Source organism: Pseudomonas sp. WAC2, assembly GCF_030403525.1.
Taxonomy (GTDB): Bacteria; Pseudomonadota; Gammaproteobacteria; order Pseudomonadales; family Pseudomonadaceae; genus Chryseomonas; species Chryseomonas luteola.
The window spans coordinates 423,978-436,714 of record NZ_JAUEPD010000004.1; the positions used below are offsets into that span (position 1 = coordinate 423,978).

Genomic DNA, 12,737 nt, shown 5'->3' on the forward strand with positions numbered 1-12,737 from the left:
AAAATGGCGACCCGTTTGCGAAATCCTTTCGTGGAGCGATACGCATAGGGGTCAGTTGCCCTTTCGAAAGGCGGTTATGCCAAAATTCCCGGATCGCTATCTCAACGAGGCCTGGTACGCGCGACCAACGCCTGGACGGTATTGTTTTTGAGACAATACCTGGATTATCAGGACCGCAACATGCTTGAACCGAACGAATGGATAACCCACTACGGCTACCTGGCCGTCATGGTCGGGCCGCTTATCGAAGGCGACGGCTTGGCCATATTGGCAGGTGTGGCTGCCCGCCATGGTTATCTGAATTTTTTCCTGACCATCCTGATGACGGCCATTGGCGCAATGATCAGTGATCAGTTCCTCTTCTTCATCGGAAGGCGATATGGTGATCCCGTCCTGAAGAAGTTTCACCGTCATCAGCATCGAATCGAGCGAGCACGCCAACTGATTCAGCGCTACCCATCGCTATGGGTGATCGGGACGCGGTTTGCGTATGGCTTCAGAACCATTGGCCCAATCATCATCGGCACCAGCGGCATCCCTGCCAGACGCTTCGTACCACTGAATATCGTTGGCGCCTTTCTCTGGGCAACCATCATGGTCAGTATTGGCTACGGTGTAGGAGAGTTTGTGCAACGGCTTTTTGCAACCCAGCCACATGCCGGACTATGGCTGGCAGGAATAGCCGCCACCTTACTGGCTATCGTTGCCGCAATCTGGTTCTTCCGTCGGCGTCGCCACGCCTGATCCTGTCACCCAGCCTTGGCAAGAGGCTGGGTAATTCGTCTTACGGTTTATCCAATACGGTTTTCAGAAACGCCAATACATCCTCTGTAGCTTGCCGTGTGGCATCGGCATTGGGCCCTACATGGGGATCATGCGCGACGCAGGCGTCGGTATAGCGGAACGGCTCCCCCGTTTCCTGATTGATCAGCGCGCCCTGCTCACCCTCGACAATCTGGCATGCCCGTACCGTCTGACTGCCTTGTGCTACACGTACAGGCTGCGAGGCAGGACTGTCGAAACCATGGTGGGCCTCAGGATAGCGAAACACCTTTACATCGGCGCCTGCCTTGGCTAGGCGATCCAGGTAAGGAGTGCACCGGGACAAGGGATCGTAGTCATCTGCCTCGCCATGAAAGACCCGAATGGGTTTGTTTACCACCTTGTCTTCATCCTTGAAGGAAATGGAGCAGTCAGGATAGAAGGCAATATAGGCCGCGAAGCGGGCGTCTCCCGCCATCCATTCCTTCTGGAAGCGAGCAAGGCTGGCATAAAGCGACGCCTGGCCGCCTCGAGAGAAGCCCATCAATACGATACGGGAGGCATCGATACGAGGTTGACTGGCCAACAGCGCCAAGGCTCGGTATTCATCCAGAATGAAATTGAGCCGTCCCAGCTGAGCTTGGTCCTTACCGGTACCGATCAGCTCGCGGCCGGTGAATCCATCGAGCACAAACGTGGCGATTCCCTGCTGGTTAAGGGTGCGCTGCCAATAGGCAATGTTATCGCCAATACCACCGGAGCCATGTTGGAGAATGACCGCCGGAAACGGCCCCTCCCCAGCTGGCAGGCTCAATCCGGCAGTTAAGGTAACAGGCCTGCCTGACTGCCCGGTAAGAAATTGGGTATCACTCAGGGTCTGGGAGGCATAGGCATAAAACTCCTGGCGCGCGGGAATATCCGAGTGCTCCTGGGCCTGGGCAACTGCCACCAGACTTCCAAGTACCGCCAGGGTGGCAAGGGCGGAACGTTTCATTCTTGTTGTCTCGCTTATGGCTATGGCTTGCACCTGACCATAACAAAACAACCCGGTAGGTTTATACCCTGCTCTGCCTTACGGTCCGAGCAGCTTGACTGATCAGTCAATAACCGAGACCGTCAATTTTCATGTGACGCAGATCGCTCTGATACCAACGTGCCTTCAGGCATGTTTCAGGCATCAAAGCTCAATAGCATCGAAAGCCATCTTCCTTGCACAACGGCACACAAAGGTGTTCGGTTTGCCATGCTTTTCTTCTGAGCGGATCAGCCGAAATGTGTATGCTTGCTGCGGAAGTCATCGAGCCCAGAAAAATAAATGAGCCCTTTATGATCGACAGGCCTTCCCAAAAGCCAAAACGTCTAGCTGAAGAACTGGTTGCCCGTTTGTCGCAGTACATTCGCGATGGGGTTTTCAAGCGGGGAGAAAAATTGCCTTCGGAACTGGAAATTTCCAGTAGCGAAGGATTCAGTCGCAGCGTGGTGCGAGAGGCGCTGCTGCGTCTGCAAGCGGCGGGTCTGGTCGAAACACGCCGCAGTGTCGGCACCTTTATTGTTGATATGCCGCCCCCGCCTACTCTGCAATTGGGACCGGAAACCATTTCCACGCTGCAGGATGTGTTGAGCCTGCTGGAGCTACGCATGAGCCTGGAAGTCGAGGCGGCTGGGCTGGCAGCGCAGAATCGCAGCCCGCAGGATCTCAAGGAGATCGAGCTGGCCCTGCTTTCCATGAAAGACAGTGGCCCGAAAACAGGCATTGCCATCCATGCGGACTCACAGTTTCATCTGCGCATTGCCAAGGCATCCGGCAACGCCTATATGTTCGACATCATGAAGCATCTGGGTACAAAGCTCATTCCACGTACCAAGATGAATTCGGCCTATGCCGCTCAGAAGGATCGCGTCGCGTATCTTGATCTGGTGTATCGCGAACACGAAAAGATTTACAGCGCCATTGCGCTGCAGAGCCCTGATTCGGCACGGGCGGCCATGTACCTGCATTTAAGCAACAGTCGTGTACGCCTCTATCAGGCTCACGAGGCTCGCCATACACTTTACGAGTAAGGGCGCTCATGCCCAGCCACTGGCTGGGCATGACATGTCAATCAGGTAAACAACGTGTCGGGCAGCGTTGCCAGATACACGGCGGGCTTGCCTTCGAAATCGGAGCTGAATAACACCTTGCGATTATCCGGCGTGAACGATGGATGTGGATGGGTCACTTGTCTGTCGCCATCCAGTACCCGCCAGGAGCTATTGTGCGCAGCCAGGCGCGCAGTTTGCTGGCGTTTCACGTCGAAGACATAAAGCCAGGGGTCGTTCTCGATTGTATATCCCTGAGTGTCCTTTACATCGACAGGCGTACCGGAACCGTCACCTACCAGCATCGTGCCGTCTTCATTGCTCATCAGGTGCGAGCAGGCCGGCATCTCCATCAGCATCTCATTGGTTTCGGTGTCAGGATCAAATCGCCAGATCTGCCGCGCCTGCTGGCCCTTTGGATAGATGACATAGATCATGGCGGAGCCATCCGGCACCCAGAACTCGTGGGTACAACTCTCCCCCGGCTTCTGCTCCCGCACCTTGCGTACATTGGAGCCGTCCTCATCGACCAGCCACATCCGGGCATCCACCATGTCATGAGGACCTTCATGGCAGAACGCAACAGTATGATCGTGATAGGGGCGATAAATGGGATGCCCGAGCCAGATCGTGTTTTCGTGAACGACACGAGCCTCTCCTGTGCCCAAATCGACGCGAATCAGTCGGCAATGGGGGTTACTGGTAAAGAATGTCCGGAACACTTCCCAGTCGGTCAGCGGCGTCCAGTCCGAGCGGGCGATCTCGATTCCAACCAGGCTTGTGCAGGCACTGTTCGCTACCCATGTACCATACCCAACCCAATCACCGGCTACCTGATAGACCGTTGTTTCCTCCAGCGTTGCCAACTCCACACGGCGTAACTGACGCTCGTTTTTCACATAATAGAGATAACGGTCATCTTGAGATAAAAAGCCTCCAAAAGTATTATCACCAGCGCCTTCCGTTAGCTGTACCGCCTGTTTTTTCTGAATATCGAGTAGATAATAATTACGGTTATTATCAAACTCGGCTGCAAATAACAGCTTGGCACCATCATTAGTAAAACATTTCTGATAAAAATAGTTTCGGTGACACACTGTATCGGTGGGTGTAAGGCGTGTTACTTCAGCACCAGTACCTTCATCACTATACGTATGGTAATCCAGTTCAATATGGGAACCCTTTGCCATAACACACCTCTGTTGTTTTCAATGATGTTCTATTGGACTGTTTATGAGCCGCGCAACAATATGGATTCGCCCTCTTCGCTATCGATAACGAAGTCTTAATTCTGAGCGTTAAACACTTATTATCTGCTTATGTTCTACTACTGCCTGCCCAATGTCGCAGTGCTAATCCTGATATCAGTACCGTTCCTACAATAGCGGCATGCAACCAGCGCCCCTGGGGAGCCTCAGCCAATAGCAGAAGTGGAAGTAAAAGCAGCCCCATACCTGTTACCAGGGCGCCTAGCCTCCTGGCTTGGGAAGGATCGACGCAGGCAATCTCATCGGGCTGCAGGGGACGATACATATTGCGAAAGAATAGCGTGAGCTGTTGCCGCCTCTCGGTGTTACGGGTAGGGCTATACCAGACGCGGGTCCCGATAAAAAAACCACCCGTGAAAACCACATGCGCCAGAACCGTCACCCCAAACTTCAGATCGCTCGCCTCACGTTCGGTGAGCGTATACCCACCCAACCATGCAGGAAGCGCCACGGGGTTGAAGCCAACATAAAAGATCAGCGATACCGCTGCGCCGACCAGCACCGTACTCCAACCCGCCCAATCCGGGGTCTGTCGTACGACCACGGCCAACAGAGCAGGAATGGAAAGGGGCAGAAGAAATAGGGAGCTGACCATCATTGCCAGCTCGAAGAGCCCTATGCCTTCCTGCTCGGCCATCCACCACGCTGTCAGGGTGGCCAGGGCGCCATTGAGCAGCGTCACCCAGCGGCCCATGGCAAGCAAGTGGGCCTCCCCATGGGCAGGACGCTGATAGACGTTACGAATAAAGATCCCCGCATTGCGATTGAGCGCAGTGCTCATGGGAGCAATGGTCGCAGCCACCATTGCCGCTAATGTAAGCCCAACCGTACCGGCTGGCATTGCCTGTTGAACAAAGTAGAGATAGGCCGCGTTTCCTGCCTGCTCGCCCAGTTGAGGGTACTGCCCCGCGAGGTCTGCACCCTGCGTGGCGGCTACCCACGGCGGAATAAACCATAGGACAGGACCAACCACAAAAAGAACCCCAGCCAGAAAGGCTGCCCGCCGAGCCTCATGCTCGTTTCGAGTAACCAGAAAGCGATAGCAGGTAATCGCGTTGTTGGTCGACAGCACCTGCTGCATCAGGATCATGGCAATCCAGAACAACAGGATCTGCCACAGGTTCATGTCGTGCCCCTGCCAAAAATCCACAGGAAAGCGCTCGACGATATTGCCTGGTCCACCGCCTGTGTATAGCGCAAAGCAACCGGTTACCAGGGTAATTGCCAAGATCAGAACCAGCTGGATGACGTTGGTTGCGTTGACTGTCCAGGCACCGCCACTGGCGGAAATGAAGGTAATGACCGTACCGGTGATGAGCAGGGTCGGTACCATGCCAAAGCCGGTCATCGACGCGAGGATATAGGCCAATCCATTAAGCCAGATGGCGGCCGTAAGGATTGAGAGCGGAAACTGCAGCCAGGTAAAGAGTTGCTCGGTCGGCTTGCCAAAACGCAGAGCAATCACCTGCATCGAGGTTTCAACCCGAAGCTTGCGGTAACGTGCCGCAAAGAACAGACAGGCGATGAAAAATCCCAGAGCATTGCCCCAGAACAGGACCAGAACGGGAAAACCATCGGTAAAGGCCTTTCCTGCGGCGCCGGTAAACGTCCAGGCGCTGAACTGCGTCATAAAGGCAGTCGCTCCGGCCATCCACCAGGGCATGGAGCCACCGCCATTGATGAACTGACTGCTGCTCTGTGCGTAACGACGAAAGCACCAGGCTGCCCATACGATGAACAGCAGATACAGAGCAATAACGGTGATATCCAAAGCATTCATCTAGACAGTCCAGTTGCAAGGATCAGCACTGCTTACATTTCGGCCCACCAAGCGGAATAGTCTTTTTATGGCGGGCGAATGCCTTGTCAGAAGAGTAAGCAGGCACCGGCACTGAGTACCGGTGCCATAGCGGTTACATGACTGTCTTGGGCGTTGGTGCGAATTCTGGCGTAATCTGCATCTTCCTGCAGAGTGCATTGTTACCCCAGCACTCTTCGTAAGGATGTCCTACCAGATCTTCAATCACCGCACGGGCATCAGGCTTGATGTCCATAGGGTTGCCACCTGCCTTCACACGAGCCACTTCATCCAGGACCACTTTGTGCGTCTGACGGTTCAGACGCATCTGCGTGCTATAGACGATTGCGATCAAGGCAAGACTGACAACACCGATACAGAACACCAGGGCGATGGCCGTCACAGCCGTTTCCGGCTGGGTCTGAGCCTTGGACTGGAACCCGTAGTAGCTCAGGATAGCTCCCATAATGAAGACAATGATGGAGCGGACGATCTTGCCGCAGAATGTCATCGAACCTGCATAGATGCCCTCGCGACGACGGCCGGTATAGATTTCGTCCACATCCGCCAGGAAGGTATAGACCGTCCACGGGATGTAATACACACCGCCCGTGCCGATACCGAAAATAACGGTGATAGTGAAGATCGCAATGGTGGCGACATGGGTTGGCAGGTCAAAGAAGTGCAACAGGCTGTAGCAGCCAACGGCAAACATCACGACGGACAAGGCAAGAATGTACGGCTTGCTGAAGCCCCACTTTACACAAAACGCTATGAAAAGTGCGGTGGAGAACAGCTGCATGATCGAACTCAAGCTGTTGAGTCCTGCAACGATAGTTGGGTCGTACTGCAAAACAAAGATCACGAAGTACGTGAATACCGTAGCAAACAGCCACTCTGCGCCAAATCCAAACAGATACATGCCAAGGTGCTTACGGAAAATCCTCAGCGCAAAGGTCGAGTACGTGTCCTGCACCAGTGACAGCAGCGTACGGCCCAAGGATTGCTTGGCCTTGCGGATCTGGGTTTCTTCGCTACTGCGTTCCCATGTTGAGAAATATAGACAGGCCACTGCACCCATGAGAATCGCGCCGTAGGTTAATCCAGTCAGGAAAAATGGCTCAGCGGAGTTCTTTCCATAGATCAGGATGTATTGGCCGGGGATGAAGGCGGCCAGAAAGTTGGCAATCTTTCCGAAGATGGCCTTATAACCTGTCAGCTTCGAACGAACAGCGAAGTCGTCCGTCATCTCGGTCGCCAGGGTTTCATAGGGGACCATGATGGAGGTATAGATCAGCTCAAAAATTACATATGTGCTGAGGTAATACCAAAAGCCGAATCCCTCTACCCAAAGCAGTGGGTAGAACACCATCAGCGGTACGCCAATCAACAGGAAAAAGCGGCGACGTCCAAAACGCCTGCCCAGCCAGGTGTTACCGAAGTTATCGGTGAGATAACCCATCAAAGGATTACTGATTGCATCGATAACGGTTGCAATGGAAAAGATCAGTGACGCTTGGATCATCGATAGACCACAGAACGTCGTATAAAAATACAATAACCAGGCGCCGCTGATAGCAAGTGCTCCGCTACCTAGTAAGTTGCCTCCTCCATACGCCAATTGATGCCTTAGCGTGATTTTCCGCCCTACGTGGTGCCCAGCAGTATCGCTTCTCATATTATTCACCGAATAAAAGAGAACATGACTTCGTTGTTCTGAAATGATGTTCTTGTTGTTTCAGAAGCACGAATGAAGGCAACGTCAATGAGTTACTTGAGATGCAAACCCGTGGGGTCTGTATTTCAAATCATCTTCATTGCGACTTCACGATTATTTATTTTGCGTTTTATAGCGATTACTTTTTAAAAGCTGTAATGCACCCCTACACGTAAGCGCATTTGGCGATCACTATCAGTAGAATTAACTTTTACATCACCCACTTCGAAGAACGGTTGCCAGCGTTTATCTAATTTATATTTAAAAGCCAATGCCTGTTCATAATCATTTTTCTTACCGTTATAACGGGTATAGTCGGCTTTGAAGTAAACCAAGTTATATTCATATGACCATTTCCCGCCCGGGGCATAGCCCAGCCAGCCATCGAAGCGATGAACGTGCTGATCACGCTTGGCTCTATCAGGCACGGAGTTGTCGACCTGATTGCGATCCAGCTTGCGGGCCTCGTAGCGGTAGCGTCCGCTGATTGTCCACTGATTGTTTACCTTGTAACCCAGGCGCGCGCCGGTTCGATAAGTCGTTGCGTTTTCCACTGCAACCAAACTTATAAAGGGTGCAATCGTCCATTGAGGAGTGAGGGAGTACCGATAATCAGCCGTAAATTCGTGACCATCCCCTACGGTGTTATCAAACGCGACGTCCTTACGGCTGCCTCCAGTCTTGTACTTCAGTTCCCCTTCGAAACCGAGTCCATTGTCCAAACGTATACCGATCAGAACGCGATCAGAGTGAAGTTTGGAGTCTTCTAGATACTGGTGCCGATAGTTGATATAACCCGAATCGGCAGCCTGAACATTGCCTGCCAAAACGGTGATTCCCAGAGAGGTCGCAACAGCTAGCGTCTTTATTGTTATCTTCATGATCTTATTCTTGTTAATAACGTACAGAGAGATTGAATAGGCTTAAGCGGTAACAGCCCGGCATTCAGGGGTGTACGGCTCCCGATCTATTCGGCGGCACGATTGGTTCAGATGGATAACACGCGAACGGCAAGCCAGGCCTGCCAGCGGCGCTTAGGCAGGACTTTTGGCCCGGCCGCGCCGACCATTACATCGGCCGGTCATCGCCAGAGGTAATGGCAGAGCAACAAGAGAACAGGAGCGGAAAGCCTGTAGCCGGTTGATACGGCAGGGTATCGAGGCGATGCACGAGGAAGACTGAGCATGAATGTGCGCTGTACCAGCCAGCCCCAGGTTATACAGTTCCGGTACTCGCCTAGAGAGACGGGCCAGGCACTCGAAGAAGACATGCGAGAGGCGAAAGGTGTTCAGGTTCATAGCTCAGTCCTTTTTTATAATTGTTCAAGACCTGCCTGGGCATGATTAGCCCAGGCACAACCGTGGATCAGTGCTGGCTCACGATATGGGCTTCGATATAGGCAAAGTTGATGTCCTCACCCAGGCCAGGACGGTCAGGCAGGTGGACGTAACCGTCCTTGTCCATGGGGTCGACGATACTGTTGAGATAGGCAGGTACGTCGTCATACTCCAAGAATGGATGCAATAGCCCGCGCTCGTACCAGGAGCAGTTCTTGATTCCACCCACGACAGCCAGATTGGGTGCACCATTACCATGAACTTCACAATCCAATCCGAACGCCTCAGCCAGGTGAGCGACTTTGACGCATGGGCCAATACCGCCTACGCCAGCTACCCCGGCGCGTAGAATGTCGCAGGACTTTCCACTCACCCACCCCGCACGGCTGTGATACTTGCCGCCCAGGCTTTCAGGCCCCAATACAGGAATGGTGAGGTTTTCAGCCAGCCAGGCATACGACTCTGCGGACTCCTCCATCATAGGCTCTTCAAACCAAGCAAAACCCAGCTTTTCAATTTCACGTCCGATGTAGAGGGCATCAGTACGGTTGTACCAGTGGTAGCCATCAAGCATCAGGGCAATATCCGGGCCTACTGCTTCACGTACAGCGGCACAAGCTTTTACGTCCATCTTGGCATCGGGTGCGAAGGAAATGGGCGGCATCCAGGTATGCAGCTTGATACCCTTGTAACCACGGGCTACGAGCTTTTCGGCAAAACGCGCATATTCGTCAGGTGTTGACAGGCCATCAGGCAAATCATCGCCACACATGGTAGAACCATAGGCCAAGACCTTGTCTCGGTAGCCACCCAACAGCTTGTAGACTGGGACCTGGAACTTGCGGCCAGCCCAATCCCAGAGCGCTTGCTCCACCAGGGCCAGGCTGCGGTCGGTAAGTTGACCTGCACTTCCCCGCTGCCAATGCGCTAGATCCTGCCAGAGTCGTTCACGGTCAAGCGCGTTCTGTCCAACCAGTACCTTGCGTACAAAATTGTCAATGATGTATGGGCGAAGCAATTCCGGAGTGCCAAAGGCATAACCTTCGCAACCGTCCTCCGTGGTGATCTTCAACAATGCCATACGGGCCTGGACTTCATCTCCCGGATGGGAATGCCCTGCGCTATCGACAGCACGGCGAGTGGGATAGGAAAACACATCGACACTGACACGGGAGATATTCATAAGAGGAAGGCTGTCCATGACTATTGTTCTTTTTGGAGCAATTTCCGGTATGTCGTCATACCACGTGACACAGTATTTTTCTTGAGCGCCATTTTGTCAAGGAGGTTACAGCTTCCAGCTTGAGACTTTAATAGAATTGAAGAATGACGCCAAATTGGCTCTAAAAAGCGAATCCTGGCGGAGAAATAACTTCATCAAGCTTATAAGCAGCTCAAATAAATTATTTTTCAAATCTGAAAAAGTGATGACTGACCGGTCAGCCTCTTATGCAAAAGACAACATAGTCGTCTTACTACACAAGGATAGGAAGACTAGGTGTTGATTGCAGGCAGGTACAGGAGAAAGGACAGAACGAGCAGAGCAATACCGGACGACGCTGCGCGTGTCGATGATAATGTCTTGCCGACTCTCTGCCAGACATTAAACTTTAGTCTTATTGACCGGAACTTTAAGGTGTGACTTTCCGTCGCGGCTTTTTCGCGATATTCTACTGGACACGTTTCATTGAGCGCTTAGATAAGCTTCTCATGATATCTCCGCTACACCCAACGCAATGTAGTGGCAGTATTGAGTGGATATCTTGCCCCCTCTTGATCCGGACCTTGAATTTTTTTGGCTGTGCGCATGCTTCATGTCGAGTCGACCTAACTTTATTCGACCTGATGCGTTACATAACCAAAAAGAAGTGTGCCTTGCCCACTCAAGCAAACCTGTAGATGGCCGATAAGATAGCGCTATCTGATTTCATTTGCTTGTATGCCTAACTAGAGAAAATCTGCATGAAAAAGCGTGTTCTCGCTGCTCTGTGCTCCAGTATGTTCGCGATGTCCGGACACAGCTGGGCCGATGATAATGCTCCTGTCGATGTTGTAATGATCGGTGGCGGTATCATGAGCGCTACCCTGGCTACCTACCTGGAAGAGCTTGAGCCCACCTGGACGATCAACATGTACGAGCGTCTGGACAAGGTAGCCGAAGAAAGTTCCAACGGCTGGAACAATGCCGGAACGGGCCATTCTGCCTTCGCGGAAATGAACTATACGCCCGAACTCAAGGACGGCACCATCGATGTCACCAAGCCTCCGAAGATTACTGAAGGCTTTGAGATTTCCCGTCAGTTCTGGTCTTTCCAAGTCAAGAACGGTGTATTGAAAAACCCTAGATCGTTCATCAATACCACGCCGCACATGAGCTTTGTCTGGGGTGACGACAACGTCAACTACCTGCACAAGCGTTATGAAGCCATGCAGAAAAACGCGCTGTATGCGGGCATGCAGTACTCGGAAGACCACAGCCAGATCAAGCAGTGGGCACCGCTAATCATGGAAGGTCGTGACCCTGCGCAGAAAGTGGCAGCGACCTGGATGCCAGCAGGGACTGACGTAAACTTCGGTGAAATCACTCGCCAGCTGGTAGGTTCGCTGGAAAATCATTCGCAGTTCAAGCTTTCAGTGAACAGCGAAGTTCGTGATATCAAGCGCAACCCCGATAACACCTGGAAAGTAACCGTTGCAGACCTGGCCAATGGCGGCAAGGAAACCTCGGTGAACACCCGCTTCGTCTTCATTGGTGCAGGCGGCGCTTCTCTGATGCTGCTGCAGAAAACAGGTATTCCTGAAGCCAATGGCTATGCTGGTTTCCCGGTTGGCGGCCAGTTTCTGGTAACTGAAAATCAGGAAATCGCCAAACGTCACGAGGTAAAAGCCTACGGCTTGGCATCTGTGGGCTCGCCGCCCATGTCCGTGCCGCACATTGATAGCCGTACGCTGGATGGCAAGCGCGTTATTCTGTTCGGACCGTTCGCAACGTTCTCAACCAAGTTTCTGAAGAACGGCTCGCTGATGGACCTCATGCATTCCATGACCAGCAACAACACCTGGCCCATGATGCAGGTGGGGATGGATAACTTCGATCTGGTCAAGTACCTGGTCGGTCAGTTGATGCAGTCTGATGAAGACCGCTTCGCTGCACTGAAGGACTACTACCCGAACGCTCGCAAGGAAGACTGGAAGCTCTGGACCGCTGGCCAGCGTGTACAGATCATCAAGAAAGATGCGAACGGCAATGGCAAATTGCAGTTTGGTACCGAAGTGGTTTCCTCACAGGACGGCTCCATTGCTGCACTGCTGGGTGCCTCGCCTGGCGCTTCAACTGCCGCCCCTATCATGCTTCATCTGTTAGAAAAAGTGTTCAAGGACAAGGTTGCGACGTCAGAATGGCAGGGCAAGCTTAAGGAAATCATTCCGTCCTACGGTCAGTCGCTGGATAACAATGCTCCGCTGATTAAGGAAGTCCGCAGCTACACGGCTGGTGTACTCCAGCTTAAAGATGCTACCGCTACCCAGCAGGCAGCGTCTGAGAACAAGGCTGAAGAAAATCAGCCGACTGAGGCAAAAACGGCTGCGCTTTAAACAGCTCGTTTACCTTGGTTAAGACGGCACCTTCGGGTGCCGTTTTTTATGTCCGTCTGCAAGCGTCTTCATGGCGCATTCCGCCTAGCGTTAGGGCCATCAACCATAGCCCAGACTGAATAGTACAATCCGCGCAAAAAGAATGAGTCCCAGCCAGGAAGCAATGAACTCGATATCGTCTT

The 12,737-nt window shown here is 52.7% G+C and carries 10 protein-coding genes; 3 read left to right on the top strand and 7 right to left on the bottom strand.

Annotation, left to right across the window (positions count from 1 at the left end):
- The first annotated feature begins 180 nt into the window (after window positions 1-180).
- Window positions 181-744, top strand: a complete 564-nt coding sequence (locus QWJ10_RS11505) for a DedA family protein (protein WP_019364552.1) — start codon at window positions 181-183, stop codon at window positions 742-744.
- A 40-nt stretch (window positions 745-784) separates the two neighbouring features.
- On the opposite strand, the gene QWJ10_RS11510 is transcribed toward QWJ10_RS11505, so the two are convergent.
- On the bottom strand, window positions 785-1,756 hold the full coding sequence (locus QWJ10_RS11510) for a dienelactone hydrolase family protein (RefSeq protein WP_289926427.1): 972 nt from the start codon (window positions 1,754-1,756) through the stop codon (window positions 785-787).
- A gap of 332 nt (window positions 1,757-2,088) precedes the next feature.
- On the opposite strand from QWJ10_RS11510, the gene QWJ10_RS11515 reads away from it, so the two are divergent.
- On the top strand, window positions 2,089-2,823 hold the full coding sequence (locus tag QWJ10_RS11515) for a FadR/GntR family transcriptional regulator (protein WP_289926429.1): 735 nt from the start codon (window positions 2,089-2,091) through the stop codon (window positions 2,821-2,823).
- 41 nt (window positions 2,824-2,864) lie between these two features.
- On the opposite strand, the gene QWJ10_RS11520 is transcribed toward QWJ10_RS11515, so the two are convergent.
- From QWJ10_RS11520 to QWJ10_RS11545, 6 genes are all read right to left on the bottom strand, one after another.
- Entirely contained in the window at window positions 2,865-4,031 is a 1,167-nt protein-coding gene (locus tag QWJ10_RS11520) for an oligogalacturonate lyase family protein (RefSeq protein WP_074828362.1), read from the bottom strand.
- Window positions 4,032-4,158: 127 nt separating this feature from the next.
- Window positions 4,159-5,889 (bottom strand): transporter, encoded by a 1,731-nt coding sequence (locus QWJ10_RS11525; protein ID WP_289926432.1) that lies wholly within the window; start codon window positions 5,887-5,889, stop codon window positions 4,159-4,161.
- A 133-nt stretch (window positions 5,890-6,022) separates the two neighbouring features.
- A complete protein-coding gene (locus tag QWJ10_RS11530; RefSeq protein ID WP_289926434.1) occupies window positions 6,023-7,585 on the bottom strand; it encodes an MFS transporter in 1,563 nt (520 codons plus the stop codon).
- Between the two features lie 185 nt (window positions 7,586-7,770).
- Window positions 7,771-8,505: an oligogalacturonate-specific porin KdgM family protein gene (locus tag QWJ10_RS11535; RefSeq protein ID WP_289926436.1), complete on the bottom strand. Its 735-nt coding sequence runs from the start codon at window positions 8,503-8,505 to the stop codon at window positions 7,771-7,773.
- A 153-nt stretch (window positions 8,506-8,658) separates the two neighbouring features.
- A complete protein-coding gene (locus QWJ10_RS11540) occupies window positions 8,659-8,922 on the bottom strand; it encodes a hypothetical protein (RefSeq protein ID WP_289926438.1) in 264 nt (87 codons plus the stop codon).
- Between the two features lie 67 nt (window positions 8,923-8,989).
- Window positions 8,990-10,144: a mandelate racemase family protein gene (locus QWJ10_RS11545; RefSeq protein WP_289926529.1), complete on the bottom strand. Its 1,155-nt coding sequence runs from the start codon at window positions 10,142-10,144 to the stop codon at window positions 8,990-8,992.
- A 779-nt stretch (window positions 10,145-10,923) separates the two neighbouring features.
- On the opposite strand from QWJ10_RS11545, the gene mqo reads away from it, so the two are divergent.
- Window positions 10,924-12,555, top strand: coding sequence for a malate dehydrogenase (quinone) (gene mqo / locus QWJ10_RS11550; protein WP_289926440.1), 1,632 nt, complete (start codon window positions 10,924-10,926; stop codon window positions 12,553-12,555).
- Window positions 12,556-12,737 lie beyond the last annotated feature (182 nt).